We start from the raw sequence: 21,439 nt of genomic DNA on the forward strand, positions 1-21,439 counted from the left end.
TGTCAGCCTCCTGTCTTGGGCGATACGCTCGGCTCGGGGCGACCGGCCTGGGGGCCGGGCGCGGGCGGAACGCCCTGCGTCGCGATTTCATGGAAAAGATCCGGCTCGACCGAGCGATAGGTCGAAGGCGGCACGTCCAGGCTCTGTCGGGCCAGTTCCTGGTAGCTGGCCTTGTCGAGTGCCTGTCCCTGGTTTCGCGCCGAATTGACGAACGCGTCGAAGTCGTCCACCGCGACAGCATGCAGCACGAATTGCATGCCTGGAAAGCCGTCGCCGCTGAAATGGGCCGACCGCCCATAGAATTCGCCCTGCTGGTCCGCCTGCAGGTGAAGCTGCGTCGTCATGCCGTTCATCGTGTAGATCATGCCGCCGAGCTGAGGCACGAAGAACGCGTTCATGACACTTGCCGAGGTAAGCGAGAAATGCACCGGCCTGCCCGCCGGCACCACGAGCTGGTTGATGCTCGCGACATTCTGCTCGGGGTAGATGAACAGCCATTTCCAGTCGAGCGAGACGACCTGCACCTCAAGCGGCTTTTGCTGGGAATCCAGCGGCTTCATTGGATCGAGGTCATGCGACCCGATCCAGATGATGCCGCTCAGAAACAGGATGACGAGGATAGGGATCGACCAGACCACCAGTTCGATGCGTCCGGAATAGGCCCATTCCGGCAGATACCGCGCTCTTGTGTTGGTTTCCCGGAACCACCAGGCAAAGCCGAGCGTCGCCACGATCGTCGGGATGACGATGGCCAGCATGATGGCAACCGAATTGAGCAGGATCGTCCGCTGCGCCGCCCCCACCGGCCCTTGTGGGTCGAGCACGCCGCCCTGGCAGCCGGCAAGCAGCCCGGCAAGAAGCATCGACGCGCCGATGCGGCCGGGACGGATGGCGGCACAGTTTCGAACGATCGCCCTCGGCAACATGAGATCTCGCCGTTTCCTGAAAACCGATTGGAACGTTGCAGGCAGCGTGGCTGCCAACCCCGAATGTGCGCGCCGGTGTGCTCCTGGCGACAGTTTCTTCACGCACGCGGCTCCGGCTGGCAGAACCACATGCCGTGGATGTCGTTAAGCGGGCAACCTGTCGAGAACCCCTCCAAATCCTAACAAACCAGCGGCAAATCCCACGCAACCAAAGCCAAATCTTAAGAAACCAGAAACAGTACCCAGATCGAAGTTATCGCCAGAAACGTGGCGAATGCCAAGGCGGTAAACCGGTTCATGGCCGCGCCCACAGTTGGGCCATTTCGTCCGCTCCCTGCGACTCGGCGCTGAATCCAGTGACGCTGCCCAATGATGCTGCTCAAGATGGTTGCGCCAACCGAACGTATGTTCGTCGCGAAAGTTCCAAAAAGCCAGACCCGTCGCAGCCTTTGGTTGCAGGCCGGCGACAATGCGATGCGCACCAGCGGCGGTTGGGCGGCTTCCCTGCCAAACGGAGCCGAGACTGGTTTTGCGTATGTAAAAATTACTTGTCTAGGTGAAAATAGTTGCTACTAATCGGCTGGGCAGTTCAGGGAGGAATTTCGGGCATGACAAGACTGCGCGGTCTCGCGTGGGATCACCGACGCTGCTGGGGTCCGCTCGACGCCAGCATCGGGCCGTATTGTGCCGCCAATCCCGGTCTTGAGATCGAATGGGACCGCCGCAGCCTCTACGAGTTCGGCGAGGGCGCGCTTGGTCCGGTGCTCGGCGCCTATGATCTTGTCGTGTTCGACCATCCGTTCATCGGCGATATTGCCGAAGGCGGGCTGATGGTGCCGTTCGATTTGTCGGCTGAGCAGCGCCGCGGCTTCGAACGGGATTCGGTCGGCGCATCCTGGCAATCCTACGCAAGGGACGGGCGCCAATGGGCGTTGCCGATCGATGCTGCCTGCCAGGTTGCCTCGTATCGCCCCGATCTCCTGGAGCGCTACGGGCCGCTGCCGCGCAGCCATGACGAGGTGCTGGAGCTCGGCCGGCGCGCCTTGAAGGACGGCAAATGGCTTGGGCTGCCGTTGGTGCCGACTGACGCCATGTGCCTGCTTTTGACGCTGGGCGAACCGCGGGAAGACGGCGACGAGTTCATTGCCAGGGAAAAAATCGAGCAGGCCGTTGGGCAATTGCGCCAGCTTGCGGCGCTGTCGCATCCGGACTCGCCGAAATGGAACCCGATCCGCTGCTACGATCATATGATCGCGCATGACGATGTGGTCTACGTGCCGTTCGCCTTCGGCTATGTGAACTATGCCTTCAAGGCAGACAGACCGTATCTGCGCTTCGCCGATGTGCCGACGCCGCGATCCGCCGGCGCCTTGCTCGGCGGCGCCGGCATCGGCGTCAGCACGCAATCGCAACACAAACAGGCAGCCATCGACTACGCGCTGTTTCTGTGCTCGCCCGGCTATCAGCGCGGCGACTATGTGAAATCCGGCGGACAGCCGGGGTCGCTGGCGGCGTGGCAGGATACCGAGGTCAACGCGCTCTCGGGCGGCTTCTTCGCCTCGACGCTGGCGACCATCGAAGCCTCCTATCTACGCCCGACCCATGCGGGCTTCATCAGCTTCTTCCGCCAATGCGCCCCTCATGCCGCGGCGGCCATCGCCGGCGAATTGCCGGCGGCGGAGCTCGCGGACCGGCTGAACCGGATCTATCGCGAGACCAGGCATGGCCAGCCGCAATGGAGCGTCGCGTAATGGCCGCCGATATTGCTCAGATCGTCGACGAGGGCGAAAGCGGCCGCAACGGCTACCGCGTGCCGGCGGTGGAGAAGGCGCTCGATATCCTGGAATTCATGGCTGCCAGCGGCGAGCCGCTGACCCAGACAGAGATCGCCACCGGAATGGGGCGCTCCATTCACGAGATCTACCGCATCCTGCTGCTGCTGGAGAAGCGCGGCTACATTTTCCGGACGCAATCGGACCGCTTCCGCCTGTCGCTGAAGCTATTCGAGCTGGCGCATATGCATCCGCCGGTAAACCGCCTGGTTGAATGCGCGCTGCCGGTAATGCGCGGCCTCGCCGCCAATGCCGATCAGAGCTGCCATCTGGTCGTGCGCGAAGGCGAGAGCGCGCTGGTCGTGCTGCAGATCGATTCGCCTTTGCCGATGCGTTATTCGGTTGCCCTCGGCTCACATTTCCCGATCCTCGAAACGAGCTCCGGCGCGGTGCTTCTGGCGCATTCGAGCCGCGCCGAGCGCGACCGCATCGTCGAACGGATCGTCGCTGCGGGCGAAGGCCAAGGCAGCCGGGCGGAAATCGAAGCGCGGCTGAACGACGTCGCAAGGCTCGGCTATGAAATGCGCGCCTCGCTGGCTGTCGAGGGCTGCACCAACATCTCGATGCCGGTGCGCGACCATACCGGCGCGGTCATTGCCGCGCTCACAGTCCCGTTCCTGCCGCAAAAGGCCGCCCGCTTCGATCGCAAGACCGTCTTCGAACGGACGAAGGCGGCGGCCGAGACGATATCGGCGGCGCTGGGCGCGGGCGAAGCTGCCAACTCTCCACGTGCCGACCCGGAACGGCGGGACTATCCGTTCAGCAACTGACAAGAAATACAGGGAGAAGAAACATGAACTGGTCCAAATCAATGCTGTTTGTCTCGGCGGCCGCGCTGGCTCTGAGCGCCGCCGCGGCACACGCCGAAAACATGCCGAAGCGCATCGGCTACGTCACCAACTACGCCACGCATGAATGGTATCAGAACGTTATCAAGGGCATGCAGTCCCGCGCCAAGGAACTCGGTATCGAACTCGAGGTGCAGGACGCCAATCTGGACGTTGCCAAGGAGGTCTCCGCCGCCGAAGATTTCATGGCCAAGGGCGTTGACGTCCTGATCATCACGCCCGTCAACGAGGAAGGCGTCGTGCCGCTGCTGCGCCAGGCGAAATCCAACAACGTTCCGGTCGTGCTCGAAGGCAATCCGGTCAAGGGCATGACCACCATGGTCGCGATCTGCGACTACGACACCGGCTACACCGCCGGCGTTGAAGCCGGCAAATACGCCAAGGAAAAGCTCGAAGGCAAAGCCAAGGTGATGAATGTCGGCCTGCCGCTGCTGTCCGCCACGGTGCTGCGTTCGCAGGGTTTCATGGACGGCCTCAAGACCATCGTCCCCGACGCGGTCATGGTCCACGACCTCGACGGCGGCGGCAATCCGGACCGCGCGCTCGAAGTCTCTTCGGCGGCACTTGCCAAGAACGCCGACATCAACATCATCTACGGCATCAACGATTCCTCGTCGCTCGGCGGCCTTCAGGCCTGGAAAGCGGCCGGCAAGTCGCAGGATGGCCTGTTGACGGTCGGCACCGGCGGCGAAGGCCTTGCCTTCATCAATGCCATGCAGAACGAGCCGTCCTATCGCATCGAAGCCGCGATGTTCCCGGAAAAGGAAGGCTACACCGCCATCGATGCAGCGGTTAAGCTCTTCAACGGCGAAGAGGTGCCGGAACACATCGTCAGCCCGACCGCGCCGATGAACGGCGACGACTGGAAGAAGTTCTACGACTACGACGGCACCACACGAACGATCAAATGGGATGCCGTCAATGCGCTTCAGCCACCGGAAAAATGCATGAAAACTTCCGCCGACCTGAAGAAGTAAGGATTCCGGGTAGCCCTTCCCACGCCGCGGGAAGGGCATCGGATCGGATGCAGGCGGCAAAACAGGTCAACCGCCCTGTTTTGGCCGGCAGTTTCCAAACGGCGACGGCACCCGATGCGGCCCGGAAATGAAATGGACATGAGCGAGCTTACGCAATCCTCCGCGCCAAGGCGTTTCATCGGCGGCCAGCTGCTGGGCAGCAGCCAACTGGTGCTCGGCGTGATCCTGGCCGTGCTCTGCATCGCCATCTCGATTGCGGCGCCGCAATTCTATTCCGAGGCCAACATCATCGCAATCCTGCGCCAATGCGCGCTGGTGCTGATCGTCGCCTCCGGCATGACGATGCTGATCATCACCGCTGAAGTCGACCTGTCGGTCGGTGCGTCGCTGGCCTTTGTCGGCTGCATCGGCATGGCCGTACTCAATTCAACGCACAGCCTGACGCTCGGCCTGCTGGCGGCGCTCGCCTTTTCCGGTGCGGTCGGCCTGTTCAACGGGCTGGTTGTCACCAGGCTCAAGGTGAACTCGCTGATAGCCACCATCGGCACCATGATGATGCTGCAGGGCGGCGTCTATCTGTTCACCCGCGAAGCGGTGCAGAACCACCACCGGCTTGCAAGATTCACCGATCTCGGCGCCGGCTATATCGGCGCGATCCCGCTGCCGGTGGTGATTGCCGCGCTGATTTTCGCCCTAGCCGCGGCAACGCTGCGCTTCACCACGCTCGGCCGTTATCTTTACGCGGTCGGCGCCAATGAGCGGGCGGTCCGCCTCTCCGGCGTGCGCTCGCAACGCCTGAAGCTGTTCGCCTTCGTCGTCACCGGCCTTTGCGTCGGCATTGCCGGCATGATCCTGTCGTCGCTGATGAATGCCGGCCAGCCGACCGCCGGCCGCGGCTACGAGCTGACTGTGATTGCCGCCGTCATCCTCGGCGGCACCAGCCTGCTTGGCGGCCGCGGCTCGCTGCTCGGCACGTTGCTGGGCGTGCTGGTGCTGAAGGTCATCGACAACGGCATCATCATCCTCGGCTGGAACCAGGACCTGCAGATGGTGGTGCCGGGCATCGTCATCATCCTGGCGACCTATCTCGACATCGTCCGGAACAGAGCCAATGTCGGTTGACTTCCTCCATCCCGGCAAAACCGCGGCCGTCGATAAAAGCGTGCCGGCGCTGGAGATGCGCGGCATCGGCAAGCGCTTTCCCGGCGTGATGGCGCTGGACAATGTCGATCTGACCCTGGAACCGGGCAAAATCCACGCCCTGATGGGCGAGAACGGGGCCGGCAAGTCAACGCTGATCAAGATCATGGCCGGGGTCTATGGCAAGGATGCCGGCACCGTCCGCCTGCGCGGCCGCGAGGCCGACATCAAGTCGCCGCACGACAGCCTGAAGGAAGGCATCAAGGTGGTGTTCCAGGAGATCGCGCTGATCGCCGAATTCAGCGTCGCCGAAAACATCTTCCTCGAAGGCTATCCGACCGGCAAAGGCGGCTCGATCGACTGGAAGAAGATCCGTGCCGATGCGGCCGCCTTGTTCAAGCGCATCGGCTTCAACGTCGACCCGGCGGCGCGCACGGGATCGCTGCCGGTCAGCCAGCAGCAAATGGTCGAGATCGCCCGCGCGCTCGCCCATGAAGCTCGCGTCGTGGTGATGGACGAGCCGACCTCCTCGCTGACGCCGAACGAGGTTTCGCTGCTGTTCACCGTCATCCGCCGGTTGGCCGCTCTCGGCATCGCGGTGCTCTATGTCAGCCACAAGCTCGACGAGGTCTTCGAGATCGCCGACACCGTTACCGTGCTGCGCGATGGCCGTCACGTCTCGACCAGGCCGATCGGCGAGCACACCAACGGCACGCTGATCCAGGACATGATCGGCCGGCGCATCGAGAACCTGTTCCCGCGCAAGCGCAGTGCGCCGGGCAGCAAGGTAGCGCTTTCCGTTGAAGGGCTCAGCACCGCCAAGAAACTGAAGGACGTATCGTTCGAGGCGCATGCCGGCGAGGTCCTCGGCTTCTTCGGCCTCATGGGGGCCGGCCGGACGGAGCTCGCCAAGGCCATCGTCGGTTACGACCCGATCACTTCCGGCGCCATTTCGGTCGATGGCAGCCGGCTGCTGCCGCACGACACCCACACCGGCGTCCGGCTCGGCATCGGACTGCTCACCGAGGATCGCAAGAGCGAAGGGCTGATGGGCGAGCTGCCGGTCTACCAGAATGCCAGCCTCGCCTCGCTCGGTGCCTTCGCCAGAATGGGCTTCGTCGACAAGGCCAGGGAACGCAAGGCGGTGCAGGACTATGTCGACCGTTTTCGCATCAGGACGCCCAGCCTGTTTCAGCAGGTCAAGAATCTGTCCGGCGGCAATCAGCAGAAAGTGCTGATCTCGCGCTGGCTGATGCGCGGTCTCAAGGTAATCGTCGTCGACGAGCCGACCCGCGGCATCGACGTCGGCGCCAAGTCGGAGATTTTCGCGCTCATCGACCGGCTCGCCGGCGAAGGCCTGGCGGTCGTCATGATGACGTCCGAAATGCCCGAACTGCTGGGCCTTGCCGACCGCGTCGCGGTGATGTGCGAAGGCCGCCTCACCGCGATCATGCCCCGCGACGAGGCCACGCAGGAGAACATCCTCAATGCGGCGATCGGCTAAGATGATGACGCTTCGCAAAGGGAGCAAGCGATGAGCCTTGCAGCCAGCCACTCCACCAAAGCCGGCCCGTCCATGCTGGCACGGCTGCTGGCGCGGCAGGAGCTCGCCCTGCTGCTTTGCCTGATCCTGGTGATTGCGTTCTTTTCCCTGACGGCGGAGAACTTCTTCTCGGTGCGCAACATCACCAATGTGCTCGGTCAGGCGTCGCTGGCGCTCACCGCCGGCATCGGCTGCGCCATCGTCTTCATGTCCGGCGAGGTCGACATCTCGATAGGGTCGCTGCTGGCGACCATCGCCCTGCCGCTGATCATCATCATGAACGAAACCAACTCGCTGCTGCTCGGCATCAGTGGTGCGCTGCTGTTCGGGCTGATCATCGGCGTGGTGAACGGCTATCTGACCGCCTATGCCGGCATCAACTCGCTGATCGTGACGCTGGGCACGATGTTCATCATGCGCGGCGGCGTCTATCTCTACACCGGCCAGCGCGCCATCCCCGACGATGCCGCGCTCGACAGCTTCATTGCGCTGTCGGACGGCCGCCTGTTCAATGTCATTCCGTATTCGGCGGTCATCGCCATCGTCCTGCTCGCCGTCTTCGCCTACATGATGCAGCACCGGCCGTTCGGACGGCAGATCTATGCCGTCGGCGGCAATCCGGAAGTGGCACGGCTGGCGGGTTACGACGTGCGCCGCGTCAAGTTCATCTGCTTCATCATCAGCGCACTGCTAGCAACGGTTGCCGGCATCATCCTGGCCGCCCGCGTCGGCTCTGCGCAACATACGGCCGGGCTGAATTTCGAGTTCCAGGTCGTTGCCGCCACCGTGCTTGGCGGCGTGAGCCTTGCCGGCGGCATCGGCAGCCTGACCGGCATGGCGCTTGGCGTGCTGATCCTGCAATTCCTGTCCAACGGCCTGCGCGGTCTCGGCCTGCCGACCGAGTGGCAGCTGGTCATCACCGGCGTGATCATCATTGCCGCCGTCGCCTTCGACGAAGCGAAGCGCCGGCGTGCCATTGGAGGCTGATATGGATCGTCTCAAAGGGAAAACCGCGATCGTCACCGGCGCCGCCGACGGCATCGGCCATGCGATCAGCGAGGCGATGGCGCGTGAGGGCGCGCACGTCGTCCTCGGCGACATCGCCGACGAGAAGGGTGAAAAATTCGCGGCGGAACTGCGCGCCGCCGGCCACCGCGCCGACTACGTCCATTGCGACGTGGCGGAGGAGGCCGATATCGCCGCCCTCATCGACGCAGCCGTCGCCAAGACCGGCCATCTCGATATTCTGGTCAACAATGCCGCTATCGCCATCGGCGGCATGCCGGTTCACGAAATGACCGACGAGCAGTGGCACCGGCTGATCGCGGTCAACCTGACCAGCGTGTTCCGCGGCTGCAAATATGCGCTGCCGCACATGATCGCGCAGAAATCCGGCTCGATCATCAACATGGCCTCGGCGCAAGGTCATATCGGGCTCGACGGCTGGACCGCCTATGCCGGCGCCAAGGGTGCGGTGATGGCGATGACGCGCCAGATGGCGGTCGAGTTCGGCCCGCTCAACATTCGCGTCAACTCGATCTCGCCCGGCACCATCAACACGCCAATGAACGACAAACTGGTCAAAGAGATCGGCGGCAACCTCGCCAAGGCCTGGGTCAAGATGCATCCGCTCGGCCGCATCGGCAAACCGTCCGAAGTGGCCGAAGCCGCTGTCTATCTGGCCTCCGACGCCGCCGGCTTCACCACCGGCACCGACCTGCGCGTCGACGGCGGCCTCACCGCAGCACCCCGCTACGTACCCGACCTGCTTTGACAACCAACGAGACAAAAATGAACAAGGCCCTCGAAGGCGTCCGCATTCTCGATTTCAGCCATCTGCTGCAAGGGCCGTTCGCCACGCAGCTGCTCGGCGACATGGGCGCCGACGTCATCAAGATCGAGCGTGCCGGCGCCGGCGACATGTTCCGCGGCATGACCTTCTTCGCCAAATGGGTCGGCGGCTCCGAAAGCCCGAATTTCCTCGCCTGGAACCGCAACAAGCGCTCCATCGCGCTCAACCTGAAGAGCCGCAAGGTACATGCCATCATCATGGACATGGCGAAGAAGGCCGATGTGGTGGTGCAGAATTTCCGCCCCGGCGTGCTCGCCAGGCTCGGCTATGGCTACGAGGATTTCAGGGCGGTCAATCCCGCCATTATCTATTGCTCGGGCTCCGGCTATGGCGAGGAAGGCCCCTATGTCGAGCGCCCCGGCCAGGACATGCTGATCCAGGGACTGTCCGGGCTGATTTCCAACACCGGCCGCGGCGATCAGGCTCCTGTTCCGGCCGGCGCCGGCCTGGCCGACCAGATCGGCGCCATGAACATGGTCTATGGCATCCTGTCGGCGCTCTACTATCGCGAGAAGACCGGCAAGGGCCAGAAGATCGAGGTCAATCTGCTGGCCGGCATGCTGGCGCATCTCAATCAGGAATATGTCGCCGTGCTCAATCTCGGCGAGGATTTCGTGCGCCCGAATTCAGGCATCGGCCACCCCGGCATGCAGGCGCCGTTCGGTATCTACGAAGCGAAGGACGGCGGCTATGTGTCGATCGCCATGAGCCCGTTCAAGACGCTGTATGAAGTGCTGGAGGCGCCGCAGCTTGCTGTCTACGACGATCTGAAGACGCTGTTCGACAAGCGCGACGAGGTGTTCGACAAAGTCAACGCCGAAACCAGGAAGTTTGCCACGCAGGACCTGCTGGCGCGGCTGTTGGCGGTCGACATCTGGTGTGCCGAGGTGAAGGACATAAGGCGCGCGGCCGAGGACCCGCAGGTCAAGCACCTGGGCATGATCACCAGCTACGATCATCCGCGCGGTGGCAAGGTCAGGGTGGTCGCACCGGCCGTCAAGATGAGCGAGACGCCGGCTACCATAGAGCGGCCGGCGCCGCTGGTCGGCCAGCATGGCCGCGAGATACTGGCCGAGTTCGGCCTCTCCAGCGGCGAGATTGCAGCACTTGAGGCGTCCGGCGACATGACCGTGGATGCTGCCTGACGATGAGCGTTTACCACACACTCAGTTTGGAAATATCCGGGCGCGTCGCGGTCGTCACCTTCCGGCGCGCCGATCAGCTCAACGCCATGAACCGGCTGATGCAAAGCGAGATCACCGAAGTTTTCGAGGCGCTGTCGCAGGATGACGGTATCGGCGCGATCGTGGTGACCGGCGAGGGGCGCGGCTTTATGGCCGGCGCCGACATCAAAGAATATGCTGCCCAGACAGCTGCAGAGTTCGACGCCTTCCAGGCCGCCGGCACACGCATGTATGCGGCGATCGAGAACAACCGCAAGCCGGTCATCGCCGCGGTCAACGGTTTTGCGCTCGGCGGCGGCATGGAGCTGGTGCTGTGCTGCGACCTCGTCATCGCCAACCAGTTCGCGAAGCTCGGCCTGCCCGAGATCAAGCTCGGGCTGGTCCCCGGCGGCGGCGGCACGCAGCGCAGCGTCCAGAAGCTCGGCCGCAACCGCGCCAATTTTCTGCTGATGACCGGCGCCATCGTGCCGGCTTCCGAGTTCGTCGGCGCCGGGCTGGTCAACGAGATCGTCGATGCCGAAAGGCTGATGCCGCGGGCGCTGGAACTCGCCGAGATGATCGCCGCCGAACCGGCCGCAGCGATCGAGGGGCTGAAAGCGCTGACAGCGCATGCCGTGTCGGGCAATCTGGCCGGCGGCCTTGCCATGGAGCGCGACATACTGGGCAGCCTCTGCCGCAGCGAGATCGGCCAGCGGCGCGTCAGGGAATTTGCTGAAAAGAGCGCGGCACGGGCCAAGGCTGCGAAATGACGTCCCTGGTCAAGCAAAACCGGCCGCGCTTCACCGATGTCGAGGGCCTGGCCGCGATGGTCGGCGGCGGCGACGTCTTCGGCGTCGGCGGCCATCATTTTGCCCGGCTGCCGATCGCCCTGCTGCGCGCCATCGCGCGGTTGGGCGTACGGGATTTGCGCTACGTCTGCTGGGCCGGCGGCCTGCCGCTCGAGCTGCTTCTCGAAGCGAATGCCGTGGCGGAAATCGACCTCTGCTTTTCCAGCCTCGATATTTTTGGCTTGCCGCCCCGTTTCCGCGCGACTGCCGAGACCAGTGCCGTGCCGGTCCGCGACTGGACCGCGCTGGCCATGATCCAGGCGTTGCGGGCGGCACAGCAGAACCTGCCGTCGATGCCGTTTCAGCTTCCGCAGGGTTCGGACATGCCGGCGCGCGTGCCCGGCGCGATCGCCGCGCCCGATCCGGTCGACGGAATCACGACCGGGGTCATCCCGGCCTTGCGGCTCGATACGTTCGTCGTCCATGCCCAGCGTGCCGACGAGAGCGGCAATGTCCAGATCATCGGACCACGGGCGCTGGACTTCGCCATGGCCGGCGCGGCGCGCCAGGTGCTGGTCACGGTCGAGGAAATCGTCCCGGTCGGAGCGCTGCGCCATGCTGGTCGCCAAAACATTTTGACCCGCAACCAGGTGTCGGCCATAGCGCTGGCGCCAGGCGGCGCCTATCCCGCCTCCTGCCTGCCATTCTATGTGACGGATTATCAAGCGTTGGCGGGAGCGTTGGCGGCCAAGGAGGTACCTTTGGCGGACAGCCTGAGCGTGCCTTCGGAAGGTGTGCCGGAGCGGGTTCAAGACGCTGCGAAAGTCCGCGCTGAAACAGTCCTCGCAATGCCCGGGGTCGTGCACGGCGAAAAGAAGGCATCCATCGACGAGATCATCGCTGCCCGCATCGCCGCCGAGCTCGACAATGAGAGCTTTGCCAGCGCCGGCGCGGTGTCGCCGCTCGCCAATGTCGCCTACCGGCTGGCCAAGGCGACGCACGCGCCGGACATGATCATCGCGACGATGAGTTGCGGTCATCTCGACATAGCGCCGAGCCCGATGATCCTGTCGTTGATCGAGAGCCTCGATTGCGAGACAGCGGTGGCCCATGCCGGCGGCGACGACACCTATTCGACCTATTACCAGGCCGGCGCCGTGACGCATGAGATCGTCGGTGCCGCCCAGGTCGACCGACGCGGGCGCGTCAACACCATTGCGCTGCGCAAGCGCGACGGCAGCCTCATCCGGCTGCCCGGGCAGGGCGGCATGGCTGATGTCGCCAACATGCATCGCGATTATCTGCTCTACGTCCCGCGCCACTCCCCGCAGTCGCTGGTCGACACCGTCGAGATCGCCAGCTCGGCGCGCGGCTTGCTGACAGAGGCCGAACGCGAGCCGATGGGCTATCGGACCGGCGCGGCGCTGGTGTTCACCGATCTTTGCATCTTTCGGCTCGACCGGGAGAGCCGGCAATTGGTCATCGTCGAGACCATGCCGGGCGTGACGCGCCAGCAGGTCCAGGATGCCACCGGCTTCGCCCTGACATTCGATGCCGATTGCCGCGAGGTTCCGCTGCCCTCGAACGAGACGCTCGACATCCTGCGAAACCGCATCGACCCGCTTGGCCTGCGGCGTCTCGAATTCGTCAGCGCCAAGGAGCGTGGCGCGCTTATCGCCGAGATCCTGGCGGCCGACCGGCTGATGGTCGAGCGCTGTATTGCCGTGCAGCGGTCGCATACCGCAACAGGCTGAAGAGGGGTGGCGCATGGCAAAGCCGTTGCTCGAAATGTCGGCCGCGAAGGTCTTCTTCGACGGCATCTTCACCAGCCCGCGCGTCGCCCATCCGGAAGGCGTGGCCATCCATCGCGACGGCTCGATCTGGTGCGGCACCGAAACCGGCGACCTGCTGCGCCTCGCCGCCGATGGCAGCTCGGTCGAGCACATGGGCGGCACGGAGGGCTTTCTGCTCGGCATCGCCTTCGATAGCGCGGACAACTGCTTCGCTTGCGATCTCAGGCATTCGGCGATCTTTCGCTGGAATGCCGGAACGGGTCATATGGAGCGCTTCGCCTCGGCTGGCATCCGCGTGCCGAACTATCCGATCGTCGACGAGGCACGAGGCTGGCTCTACGTTTCCGACAGCCTCGGCGAAGACAGCCGCTCCGGCATTTTTCGCTACGAGTTGAAGACCGGCGAAGGCCGCCTGTGGTGTAGCGAGACCATGGCCTTCGCCAACGGCATGGCGATGGCGCCGGGTGGGAATGGGCTTTACGTCGTGGAAAGCCATGCGGCCTGCGTCAGCTATGTGCCGATCCGTGCCGACGGCACGGCAGGACCTCGCCAGCTCGTCGTGGACGGCGTGAACAACGTCCCCGATGGCGTTGCCTTCGCGCCGGACGGTTCGCTGTTCATCTCATGCTACGAGCCGAGCCGCATTTATCGTTGGCGAAAAGATAGCGGGCTCGAAGTGCTGATCGAGGATCCGGCGGCAACGACGCTCGCCCATCCCACCAACATCGCCTTCAAGGGCGACAGGCTCTACACCTCAAATCTCGGCCGCTGGCACATTACCGAGATCGACTTGACGGCGATTTATTAGGTCGAGCCGAACCGGGCGGCTCTCCTCAGAGCTATTGCAGGCGGCCGTGACTGGAGCGGATGCGCAACACCTGCACCCGCGACGGCAACTCGATCAGGAACTCTTCGTCCCGCTCGAGATGGTGGATTTTTGTCGGATCGCCGCCGGTGAACGCCGCCATCGCCTCGACATTTTCCCAATAGGAAATCGTCACGAACTCTGCATGGGTCGGCGTGTCCTCGCGAAAGGTCTGCACGCCCAGCGCCTTCTCGATCAGCGGCTTGATGCCGGCTTCATAATTGTAGCTTTCATAGGCGTCTGCCTTCTCAGGCAAGGTTCTGCCGCGCCAGATACGAGCGATGGTTGGAGTTTTCTCTGTCATGGCCATTGAATCCTGCTGTCTCGAATCGTTGCGACCCGGCATTCGGCTTGGCAAGGCCAGCCAAGCGATGCATCTGCCAGCGACGGTTTTCGCCCTCCCCGGTCGTCATAGGGGGCGCCGCCTCAGCCAGGGCCTCCTTGCCGACCGGTAGGAGACTTACTCCTGATCCTCGGCGCCTGCTCCGTGGAAGAAGGACCGGATTTCCTGCATGTCGACGCTGCCGTCACCGTCCTCATCGACGGCGTTGAATATCCGCCCGACGAAATCCTGGACTTCGCTCTGAGAAAGCGCGCCATCGCCATCCGCATCCACTATGGCGAACATCATGCGCATCCTCGCGCCATGCATCCCGCGTCCAATACCACCGCGGCCTCCCATCTCCCAACCTCGGTCAGGCTGGCCCATCCTGTAGTCACGATGCCAGTGGTCGCGACCTCGCCGTTCTGTCCGGGACGCGCGATCCTCTTGCATTCCCTCCTCCAGCATCTCAGTCATCATCTGGCGCATCATATCGCGCATGGCATCCTGCCCGTTCACTGCGGGCGACGGTTCGGCGCCACGATCCGGTGCCGGCGTTGCGGGCGCAGGTGGGCTCGTCTGGCCGAATGCCGGCGCGGCCAACATAGCCAGCGCCGCGGCAACTACTGTGGTTTTGCTTGCGAGCGTCATCGTAATCTCCATCGGTATGAATTGGTGGCTGCTGCATCCAAGCCAAACCGGCTGCTCGCCTCATGGTTCCTGGGCAGTCGGCACGGCCGCACAAAAGTCCGCCCGATCGCGGCAACGAAAGCGGCTTGCCCACGTTGCCATTGATGCGAAGCTCCACCAGGAGGAAAAAATGGCTGACGATAAGAGCAAGCGAGATTTCCGCGACCGCGATCGCGTTTCCGCGGAAGATGAACGTGAAGTCGAGTATTTTGCCCAACAGAACGGCATCACCGCCGACCAGGTCCGCCAGCTGATCAAGAGCTTCGGCAATGATCGCGGGCGCCTGATCGAAGCCGCGAAGGCGTTGCGAGGGATTTCACCTGCCGGAGCGGACGAGGTGACCAGCGAAGCCCGCCAACAGAGAACGCCTATGCATCTCGGCAAACCCGACGAGTGATGCCAGGCAGCTGCTCTGCCGCTGCCGCAGGCGTCAGAACTTACGGCTCAAATAATCCGAGCCACGAAGGCCGAACCGCCACTCCGCATCGACAGCCTTGGAAATGCCGATCCGGCGGCCTGTAAGAATGGCGCTGGCGTCGCCCGGCCGCCTGAATTCGAATGGCGGCACGTCCAGCGGCAGCCCGTCATGGGATTTGTCGATTGCCAGCGCCTGGCAAAGGCGACCCGGTCCCGAACAAAGCAGCCCGGAATCGTCAAGGCCGCGATTGGCCCGCATCACCTCCAGCCCGGATTGCGGTTCGATTGCGCGGATAAGCACGGCACTGCCGGGCAGGCAGACGGCATTGAGGCACCAATGCAGGCCATAGGAGCGATAGACATAGGCGCTGCCCGGGGCGCCGAACATTGCGCCATTGCGCACCGTCCTGCCACCGAAAGCGTGCGAAGCCGGGTCATCCGGACGATAGGCTTCGGTCTCGACGATGATGCCGCCAACGCCGTGCAAAAGCAGCGTGGCGCCAATCATGTCGCGCGCCACGATGGTGGCGTCTCGGGCAAAGAATTGATGGGTCGTGATCACTGTGCAGCAGACTCGATTGCGCCTGAACGTTGCGCGTCAGCAAAGTTCCCGGACCGGAAGCAAAATGTCCAGCCACTGCGTTGTATTCAGCGCAGCATCGCTGCGCCGATGAAAACCGCAGCGGCCAGCACGACGATGGCGGCAATCACCAGCACCGGCCCATATCGGCGCGGCTGGACGTCGGGCTCATCCTTCAGCGGACGCATCGCATTGGCATAGCTCGCCTGGTTGGTGAACTCCGGCTTTTCATGAGGCGCAGACCGATCCTTTGCCGGAACGCTGCCGGCCGATTCGGCGTCCGTCTCCATGGGAGCCGCGGCTGGGTCGATCCCCGGTGTCTTATCCCTTCCGCGCCCGGCGTCGATATCGCCCCGCGCTTGAGCCGGGCTTCGCCCAACAGGTGCTGCGTCGGTCATCGTCGAGGTCCTTTCAGAGCATCGGCCTCAAGCATTCTAACCTGCGTCTCATTCCAAAGTTCCCCCGTTTCAAAGTTCCCCCTTTTTGAAGTTCCAACGAGCGGAAGCCGCCTAGGCCTGTTTACAGGAACAACCGACGATCGAGCGGGTTGAGCAAGCATTGGGGAGAGCAAGATGGACTTGGTGCGCCACGCACCTACATGCGCGGCAGTTCGACAACGGGCCCCAGCGAGCGCGCATGATCTACTTCACCGCCGACACGCATTTCAGCGACCCGCGCATCCTGCGCATTGACCGCCGTCCATTCGGCTCGCTGGCGGAACATGATCGGGCGCTCAAAGCGTTGTGGAACGAAACTGTCGGGCCGGACGACGAGATCTGGCACCTCGGCGATTTTGCCAGGGGATCGGCCGCATTCGTGTCGTCGCTTCTGTCGTCTCTTCATGGCAGCAAGCATCTGGTCATCGGCAACAACGATGCTGCGGCCACCATCGACGCCACGGGTTGGGCGAGCACGCAACACTACAAGGAGCTGACGTTGGACGGCAGTCTGCTGATCCTTTGCCACTACCCTTTTCGCACCTGGAACCAGATCGGCAGGAAATCGATCGATCTGCATGGCCATTCCCACGGCAGGCTCACCCCGGCCACGCGCCAGTATGATGTCGGCGTCGACAGCTGGGATTTTCGCCCGGTCACGCTGACCACCATCCTTGCCAACCGCGGCCGGACAAAACCCGGCTGAAGGCGGCTGGCCGCTACCGGAACCTCCGCAGAGCTGAGGCGTTCGAAAAATTGCAAGGCGTAAAGGCAACGGCAATGGCTCAGAAGATCACGACAGGCGCGAACGACCGGCCGCGCAATGAAACCATCGGCCAATCCGGCGAAGGCCTGCCGGACGACAGCAGCAAACCGCTCGAGGTCGACGAAGGCTGGGTCGCCCGGCTGAGAAACAAGCTGCTGGGCAACCCCGGGCAAGCCGGCCAAACCAACGCGGACGAAGTTCCCGCAGGCATTCCCGGCGCTGGCGAGAATATTTGCCGCCGCTGTGCGGGGTCAGGCATGATCGACGGCCGCACCTGCCCCGAATGCGGCGGAACCGGCAAGGTGACGACGCCGATCGGCGGAGGCTGAGCAAGTCCAGGAAAAAGGTGTGAAACGGTTTTCCGTCCGGAATTGCGTCATAGACCGGTTCTCTGCGTTTCCGTGCAACGATGAACCGCTCCAGGGCCGGTCAGATCGCCGGCACCCACTTCCAGAACACGCCCTCCTTGCGCTCCGGATAGTGCTTGAACTCGCATTCGAAGCGCCAACCGTAATTCTTCGCGGCGGCAAGCGCCTCCTTGCTGACCGGGTTCATGCCGGTTCCCGGCGCAAACCAGTCCTCCAGCAAGTCATCGGGGATATAGGCGCCGATCCTCAAAGGCAGCTGTTCGAGGACAACATCCATTTCGGGCGGTGCAGGCACGGCGGCGCTCCCTTCGGGGTCTACCCACGAAGAAGTCATTTGAAGCCGATTGGGTTCCAGGCAAGGGCTGAGGTGGAAGGCGACATGGGCGGGCGGGAGTGGATTCGACGTCCGGCTTTTACGAGTACGGCTGAAATAGAAGGAACGGCAGTCGGTGCTGTGGCGGTTACGGTTCAGTGGCGGGAAGCCAGGGGTCGGCCAAGCTCGAGTATTCTGTCCGCGCCGGTCGTCGTCTAACAACCCAAGCCGTCCTAACCGTCCACCCAAGCTCAATTGATCGTCGGTGTGTCGTACCAGTCGCTCCTTGACTGTGCGCGGTCGGTCGATTCTACCTCCTCCGGGGAGTGTTCGCATTCCAAGTTGAAGAAATTACCAAGGCGGACTGCTGACATGAATCTGCAAGCCCACGAGAATTTGAAGTCAACGATCTGGGAAATCGCGAATCGACTGCGCGGCCCCTATCGCCCGCCGCAATACCGTTTGGTCATGTTGCCGATTGTCGTGCTGCGGCGACTTGATTGTGTACTTGAGCCAACCAAGGACGCTGTGCTTAGGGAATACGCCAAGCTCACCGCGCAGAATATGCCGGAAAGCGCGATGGAAAGGCTGCTCGGGCGCGCGGCGGACCCGAAGCGCAAGCATCCACTTTACAATACCAGCCCATTCACCTTCGAGCGGCTTCTCGGCGATTCCGAAAACATCGCACCAAACCTCGTCTCCTATATCAACGGCTTTTCGCCCACTGCGCGGACGATCTTCGAGCGTTTCAAGTTCACCGACCAGATTGAAAAGCTCGACGCCAGCAATCGGCTCTTCACCATCGTCAAGGCGATGGCCGATGTGGACCTGCATCCCGACCGCATTGACAATTTGCAGATGGGCTACCTCTTCGAGCATCTGGTGATGCGGTTCAATGAGCAGGCAAACGAAGAAGCCGGCGACCACTTCACGCCACGCGAGGTCATCCGCCTAATGGCGAACCTCGTCTACACGGGTGAACAGGACGTCTATATCCCGGGCATCTTTCGTACGATCTTCGACCCAACTTGCGGAACGGGCGGGATGTTGTCGGAATCTGAAAAGTTCATTCTCGACCAGAACCGCCAAGCCAACCTCGCGCTCCATGGGCAGGAGTACAACGACGAGTCCTGGGCGATATGCTGCTCGGATATGCTCATTAAGGATGAAGACACAAAGAACATTATCCTTGGCGACACGCTGGGCGACGGCAAGACTCGCGACGGCTTTCAGGGGCGTAGCTTCCATTACATGCTCGCCAATCCGCCGTTTGGTGTGGAGTGGAAGGATCAGAAAACGGTTATCGAGAAGGAGCATAACGAAATGGGTTTTTCCGGCCGCTTCGGCGCTGGTTTGCCTGCGATCAATGATGGATCGCTGCTGTTTCTTCAGCACATGATCGAAAAGATGCACCCCTATGAGGAAGGCGACGAAAACGCGACCGGATCCAAGATCGCCATTGTCTTTAATGGCTCGCCGCTCTTCTCGGGTGATGCCGGGTCGGGCCCATCGAATATCCGCCGTTGGATCATCGAAAACGACTGGCTCGACGCCATTGTCGCGCTACCCGACCAGCTTTTCTACAACACCGGCATCTTCACCTATGTCTGGCTCGTCACTAACCGCAAGCTGCCCGAACGGCGCGGCAGGGTGCAGTTGATCGACGGCACGCGCTTTTTCCAGCGCATGAAGAAAAGTCTCAACAACAAGCGCAATGAGATCACCGAGGACCAGATACGGCATCTCACCCGCATATATGGCGGGTATCGCGACGGTGAGACGGCGGATGTACGGATCAATGGCGGTACCGAAACGCGCGTGGTTTCGCGTATCTTCGAGAATCGCGAGTTCGGCTTCCTCAAGGTGACGGTGGAACGCCCCTTGCGCATGAACTTCGAGGCGACGGCGGAGCGCATCGCCAAACTGGACGACCAGTCCGCCTTCGCCAATCCGGCCACGACCAAGAAGCGCAAGGACGACAAGGCGGCAGCGCGCGAAATTGAGGAAGGCCGCAAACTGCAAAACGCCATCCGCGCAACGCTGGCCACGCTGGCAGGCAACGGGCGCTACAGGGACCGTAAGGCGTTTGATGTCGACGTGACCCTCGCCGCCGAGCAAGCCGGGTTGAAACTTGCCACGCCCATTAGCAAGGCGATCTTCGCCGCGCTGGGCGAACGCGATCCCAACGCCGAGATTTGCCGAGACAGCAAAGGCAGGCCGGAACCGGACAGCGAGTTGCGCGATACCGAAAACATCCCATTGCCCAAGGGAACCGCCCTGCCGCTGCCTATGCAGTTCGGACCGGGCAAGCCCAATGACAAGTTGATCGAGGCCTTTCGCGATGTGATCGATGTCTATATGGCGCGCGAAGTGCTGCCGCATGTGCCCGATGCCTGGGTAGACTACGACAAGACCAGGGTCGGCTACGAAATCCCGATCAACCGGTATTTCTACGTCTACAAGGCGCCGCGTCCGCTGGAGGACATCAAGGGCGACATCGCGGCGTTGGAAGGCGAAATTGCCGATTTGTTAAAGGGGCTGGTTGCATGACGACTGCGGAACTACTGGCCGCATACAACCTACCGTCGGCCTGGAAGCAAATCCGCCTTAGATGGCTTTCGAAACGCTACGCAGGCGGCACCCCTGACACAAAGAACCCAGACTATTGGGTGGGGGGAACCGTTCCGTGGCTAAACTCAGGAGCAGTCAACCAGGGCACGATCACAGTGCCTTCTGATTTCATCACCGAGCTTGCAGTCAAAGAATCGAGCGCAAAATGGATTCCGACCGGAGCCCTTGTCATGGCACTAGCGGGACAAGGTAAGACGAAAGCGACTGTCGGTTACTTAGAAATTCCGACAACAGGAAACCAATCACTTGCGGCGATCGTCCCCGAGCAGATCGAAGGAAAGTACCTGTACTGGTGGTTAGCCAGTCAGTATCGGACACTCAGGAACCTGTCCAGCCAAGACGGGCGGGACGGTTTGAACCTCGAAATGATCGGTAGCATTGTCTGCCCTGTTCCACCCCTCGAAACCCAGCGATCGATTGCGCAGTTTCTCGATGAGAAGACGGTGCAGATCGACGGGCTGATTGAGAAGAAGCGCGCGCTGTTGGAGCGTCTGGCTGAAAAGCGTAAGGCCCTCATTACCCGAGCAGTCACTAAGGGCCTGAACCCAGCCGCCGCCGTGAAACCCTCCGGCATCGACTGGCTCGGCAACATCCCGGCGCATTGGGTCGTCTGCGGGCTCGGTCAAAAAATAAAGCTTCAGCGTGGCGTTGACATCACGAAGAGTCAGCGAGTGGACGGAGAGATTCCAGTTATATCATCGGGAGGGATAGACTATTTCCACGATACTGCACTTTGCGTGGGACCCGGAGTTCTTATCGGCCGAAAAGGCTCCGCTGGTAAGCTCCACTATGTCAATTCTGATTACTGGCCGCATGATACCACCTTATACGTACGGGAATTCCGAGGAAACTCGCCTCGTTTCACATGGTATCTCTTGCATTGCATTGACCTAACCAGCTTTGACTCGGGCTCCTCAAATCCAACGGTGAACCGAAATCGCATTCATCCCGTCCAAACCGCTTGGCCACGGCCGGAGGAGCAGCGTGCTATTGCGTCGCACTTGGATGAGCAGCTTGCTCAGATCGCTGATATAGAAAGACGAATCGAAGCATCTATTGTGCACCTCGTCGAGTATCGATCGGCACTCGTTACGGCAGCGGTCACAGGCAAAATTCAAGGGAACTGCTGATGTCGCAGTAGGTCAACCTTGGAAATTTAGATTAGCTTTCCATTAGGCGAAAGGCTGC

At 62.3% G+C, this 21,439-nt stretch carries 23 protein-coding genes; 17 read left to right on the forward strand and 6 right to left on the reverse strand.

Translation table 11 applies throughout. The annotated features are described in order from the left end of the window. Positions 1-2: 2 nt before the first annotated feature. Complete coding sequence (cyoA, locus tag NKH63_RS16675; protein WP_352918146.1) at positions 3-926, reverse strand: ubiquinol oxidase subunit II; 924 nt, start codon at positions 924-926, stop codon at positions 3-5. A gap of 369 nt (positions 927-1,295) precedes the next feature. Here cyoA and NKH63_RS16680 point away from each other — a divergent pair, with 369 nt between their 5' ends. The 12 genes from NKH63_RS16680 to NKH63_RS16735 all read left to right on the forward strand — a co-directional run bounded on the left by NKH63_RS16680 (position 1,296) and on the right by NKH63_RS16735 (position 13,670). Then, on the forward strand, positions 1,296-1,502 hold the full coding sequence (locus tag NKH63_RS16680) for a hypothetical protein (RefSeq protein ID WP_352918148.1): 207 nt from the start codon (positions 1,296-1,298) through the stop codon (positions 1,500-1,502). A gap of 32 nt (positions 1,503-1,534) precedes the next feature. After that, positions 1,535-2,677 carry an extracellular solute-binding protein gene (locus NKH63_RS16685; protein WP_352918150.1) on the forward strand — a complete coding sequence of 381 codons (1,143 nt, stop codon included), beginning with the start codon at positions 1,535-1,537 and terminating at the stop codon, positions 2,675-2,677. Beyond that, a complete protein-coding gene (locus NKH63_RS16690) occupies positions 2,677-3,528 on the forward strand; it encodes an IclR family transcriptional regulator (protein ID WP_352859082.1) in 852 nt (283 codons plus the stop codon). The genes NKH63_RS16685 and NKH63_RS16690 overlap by 1 nt, the downstream gene beginning before the upstream one ends. A gap of 23 nt (positions 3,529-3,551) precedes the next feature. After that, positions 3,552-4,583, forward strand: coding sequence for a sugar ABC transporter substrate-binding protein (locus NKH63_RS16695; RefSeq protein WP_352918151.1), 1,032 nt, complete (start codon positions 3,552-3,554; stop codon positions 4,581-4,583). Positions 4,584-4,721: 138 nt separating this feature from the next. Next, complete coding sequence (locus NKH63_RS16700; RefSeq protein WP_352918152.1) at positions 4,722-5,705, forward strand: ABC transporter permease; 984 nt, start codon at positions 4,722-4,724, stop codon at positions 5,703-5,705. Further along, entirely contained in the window at positions 5,695-7,227 is a 1,533-nt protein-coding gene (locus NKH63_RS16705; protein ID WP_352918153.1) for a sugar ABC transporter ATP-binding protein, read from the forward strand. Before NKH63_RS16700 ends, NKH63_RS16705 begins: the two co-directional genes overlap by 11 nt. A 30-nt stretch (positions 7,228-7,257) precedes the next feature. After that, positions 7,258-8,253: an ABC transporter permease gene (locus NKH63_RS16710; protein ID WP_352909746.1), complete on the forward strand. Its 996-nt coding sequence runs from the start codon at positions 7,258-7,260 to the stop codon at positions 8,251-8,253. A 1-nt stretch (position 8,254) separates the two neighbouring features. Continuing rightward, the gene (locus NKH63_RS16715; RefSeq protein ID WP_352640322.1) at positions 8,255-9,040 is read left to right on the forward strand and encodes an SDR family NAD(P)-dependent oxidoreductase; all 786 of its coding nucleotides are present in this window, start codon (positions 8,255-8,257) and stop codon (positions 9,038-9,040) included. Between the two features lie 17 nt (positions 9,041-9,057). Beyond that, positions 9,058-10,263, forward strand: coding sequence for a CaiB/BaiF CoA transferase family protein (locus tag NKH63_RS16720; protein ID WP_352918154.1), 1,206 nt, complete (start codon positions 9,058-9,060; stop codon positions 10,261-10,263). A gap of 2 nt (positions 10,264-10,265) precedes the next feature. After that, the gene (locus tag NKH63_RS16725) at positions 10,266-11,051 is read left to right on the forward strand and encodes an enoyl-CoA hydratase/isomerase family protein (protein ID WP_352918155.1); all 786 of its coding nucleotides are present in this window, start codon (positions 10,266-10,268) and stop codon (positions 11,049-11,051) included. Beyond that, on the forward strand, positions 11,048-12,823 hold the full coding sequence (locus tag NKH63_RS16730) for a CoA-transferase (protein WP_352918157.1): 1,776 nt from the start codon (positions 11,048-11,050) through the stop codon (positions 12,821-12,823). Before NKH63_RS16725 ends, NKH63_RS16730 begins: the two co-directional genes overlap by 4 nt. 13 nt (positions 12,824-12,836) lie before the next feature. Beyond that, the gene (locus NKH63_RS16735) at positions 12,837-13,670 is read left to right on the forward strand and encodes an SMP-30/gluconolactonase/LRE family protein (RefSeq protein WP_352481464.1); all 834 of its coding nucleotides are present in this window, start codon (positions 12,837-12,839) and stop codon (positions 13,668-13,670) included. Positions 13,671-13,701: 31 nt separating this feature from the next. On the opposite strand, the gene NKH63_RS16740 is transcribed toward NKH63_RS16735, so the two are convergent. After that, entirely contained in the window at positions 13,702-14,031 is a 330-nt protein-coding gene (locus NKH63_RS16740) for an antibiotic biosynthesis monooxygenase family protein (RefSeq protein ID WP_352640318.1), read from the reverse strand. 156 nt (positions 14,032-14,187) lie between these two features. Next, positions 14,188-14,700: an EF-hand domain-containing protein gene (locus NKH63_RS16745; RefSeq protein WP_352918158.1), complete on the reverse strand. Its 513-nt coding sequence runs from the start codon at positions 14,698-14,700 to the stop codon at positions 14,188-14,190. A gap of 169 nt (positions 14,701-14,869) precedes the next feature. Here NKH63_RS16745 and NKH63_RS16750 point away from each other — a divergent pair, with 169 nt between their 5' ends. After that, positions 14,870-15,136, forward strand: coding sequence for a DUF3606 domain-containing protein (locus NKH63_RS16750; RefSeq protein WP_023720478.1), 267 nt, complete (start codon positions 14,870-14,872; stop codon positions 15,134-15,136). Positions 15,137-15,169: 33 nt separating this feature from the next. Here the strand turns inward: NKH63_RS16750 and NKH63_RS16755 are convergent, their stop codons facing one another. Together NKH63_RS16755 and NKH63_RS16760 are read right to left on the reverse strand one after the other, a co-directional pair. Then, positions 15,170-15,718, reverse strand: a complete 549-nt coding sequence (locus NKH63_RS16755) for a DNA-3-methyladenine glycosylase (RefSeq protein WP_352918160.1) — start codon at positions 15,716-15,718, stop codon at positions 15,170-15,172. An 86-nt stretch (positions 15,719-15,804) separates the two neighbouring features. Then, positions 15,805-16,134: a hypothetical protein gene (locus NKH63_RS16760; protein WP_352918162.1), complete on the reverse strand. Its 330-nt coding sequence runs from the start codon at positions 16,132-16,134 to the stop codon at positions 15,805-15,807. Positions 16,135-16,372: 238 nt separating this feature from the next. Here NKH63_RS16760 and NKH63_RS16765 point away from each other — a divergent pair, with 238 nt between their 5' ends. Both NKH63_RS16765 and NKH63_RS16770 read left to right on the forward strand, forming a co-directional pair. Beyond that, positions 16,373-16,879 (forward strand): metallophosphoesterase family protein, encoded by a 507-nt coding sequence (locus NKH63_RS16765; protein ID WP_352918164.1) that lies wholly within the window; start codon positions 16,373-16,375, stop codon positions 16,877-16,879. A 74-nt stretch (positions 16,880-16,953) separates the two neighbouring features. Beyond that, positions 16,954-17,268 carry a hypothetical protein gene (locus tag NKH63_RS16770; protein ID WP_352918166.1) on the forward strand — a complete coding sequence of 105 codons (315 nt, stop codon included), beginning with the start codon at positions 16,954-16,956 and terminating at the stop codon, positions 17,266-17,268. 100 nt (positions 17,269-17,368) lie between these two features. Here NKH63_RS16770 and NKH63_RS16775 read toward each other — a convergent pair whose 3' ends face one another. Continuing rightward, the gene (locus NKH63_RS16775) at positions 17,369-17,602 is read right to left on the reverse strand and encodes a hypothetical protein (RefSeq protein WP_292659223.1); all 234 of its coding nucleotides are present in this window, start codon (positions 17,600-17,602) and stop codon (positions 17,369-17,371) included. Positions 17,603-17,875: 273 nt separating this feature from the next. Here NKH63_RS16775 and NKH63_RS16780 point away from each other — a divergent pair, with 273 nt between their 5' ends. Together NKH63_RS16780 and NKH63_RS16785 are read left to right on the forward strand one after the other, a co-directional pair. Then, on the forward strand, positions 17,876-20,170 hold the full coding sequence (locus tag NKH63_RS16780; protein WP_352918169.1) for a type I restriction-modification system subunit M: 2,295 nt from the start codon (positions 17,876-17,878) through the stop codon (positions 20,168-20,170). Further along, on the forward strand, positions 20,167-21,381 hold the full coding sequence (locus tag NKH63_RS16785) for a restriction endonuclease subunit S (RefSeq protein WP_352918171.1): 1,215 nt from the start codon (positions 20,167-20,169) through the stop codon (positions 21,379-21,381). The genes NKH63_RS16780 and NKH63_RS16785 overlap by 4 nt, the downstream gene beginning before the upstream one ends. Positions 21,382-21,439: the final 58 nt, after the last annotated feature.

It is taken from the genome of Mesorhizobium sp. M0960 (assembly GCF_040319055.1).
GTDB lineage: Bacteria > Pseudomonadota > Alphaproteobacteria > Rhizobiales > Rhizobiaceae > Mesorhizobium.

Coding starts and splice junctions, on each gene's coding strand:
- cyoA (WP_352918146.1), bottom strand. CDS start 926: ATGTTGCCGAGGGCGATCGTTCGAAACTGTGCCGCCATCCGTCCCGGC.
- NKH63_RS16680 (WP_352918148.1), top strand. CDS start 1,296: ATGATGCTGCTCAAGATGGTTGCGCCAACCGAACGTATGTTCGTCGCG.
- NKH63_RS16685 (WP_352918150.1), top strand. CDS start 1,535: ATGACAAGACTGCGCGGTCTCGCGTGGGATCACCGACGCTGCTGGGGT.
- NKH63_RS16690 (WP_352859082.1), top strand. CDS start 2,677: ATGGCCGCCGATATTGCTCAGATCGTCGACGAGGGCGAAAGCGGCCGC.
- NKH63_RS16695 (WP_352918151.1), top strand. CDS start 3,552: ATGAACTGGTCCAAATCAATGCTGTTTGTCTCGGCGGCCGCGCTGGCT.
- NKH63_RS16700 (WP_352918152.1), top strand. CDS start 4,722: ATGAGCGAGCTTACGCAATCCTCCGCGCCAAGGCGTTTCATCGGCGGC.
- NKH63_RS16705 (WP_352918153.1), top strand. CDS start 5,695: ATGTCGGTTGACTTCCTCCATCCCGGCAAAACCGCGGCCGTCGATAAA.
- NKH63_RS16710 (WP_352909746.1), top strand. CDS start 7,258: ATGAGCCTTGCAGCCAGCCACTCCACCAAAGCCGGCCCGTCCATGCTG.
- NKH63_RS16715 (WP_352640322.1), top strand. CDS start 8,255: ATGGATCGTCTCAAAGGGAAAACCGCGATCGTCACCGGCGCCGCCGAC.
- NKH63_RS16720 (WP_352918154.1), top strand. CDS start 9,058: ATGAACAAGGCCCTCGAAGGCGTCCGCATTCTCGATTTCAGCCATCTG.
- NKH63_RS16725 (WP_352918155.1), top strand. CDS start 10,266: ATGAGCGTTTACCACACACTCAGTTTGGAAATATCCGGGCGCGTCGCG.
- NKH63_RS16730 (WP_352918157.1), top strand. CDS start 11,048: ATGACGTCCCTGGTCAAGCAAAACCGGCCGCGCTTCACCGATGTCGAG.
- NKH63_RS16735 (WP_352481464.1), top strand. CDS start 12,837: ATGGCAAAGCCGTTGCTCGAAATGTCGGCCGCGAAGGTCTTCTTCGAC.
- NKH63_RS16740 (WP_352640318.1), bottom strand. CDS start 14,031: ATGACAGAGAAAACTCCAACCATCGCTCGTATCTGGCGCGGCAGAACC.
- NKH63_RS16745 (WP_352918158.1), bottom strand. CDS start 14,700: ATGACGCTCGCAAGCAAAACCACAGTAGTTGCCGCGGCGCTGGCTATG.
- NKH63_RS16750 (WP_023720478.1), top strand. CDS start 14,870: ATGGCTGACGATAAGAGCAAGCGAGATTTCCGCGACCGCGATCGCGTT.
- NKH63_RS16760 (WP_352918162.1), bottom strand. CDS start 16,134: ATGACCGACGCAGCACCTGTTGGGCGAAGCCCGGCTCAAGCGCGGGGC.
- NKH63_RS16765 (WP_352918164.1), top strand. CDS start 16,373: ATGATCTACTTCACCGCCGACACGCATTTCAGCGACCCGCGCATCCTG.
- NKH63_RS16770 (WP_352918166.1), top strand. CDS start 16,954: ATGGCTCAGAAGATCACGACAGGCGCGAACGACCGGCCGCGCAATGAA.
- NKH63_RS16785 (WP_352918171.1), top strand. CDS start 20,167: ATGACGACTGCGGAACTACTGGCCGCATACAACCTACCGTCGGCCTGG.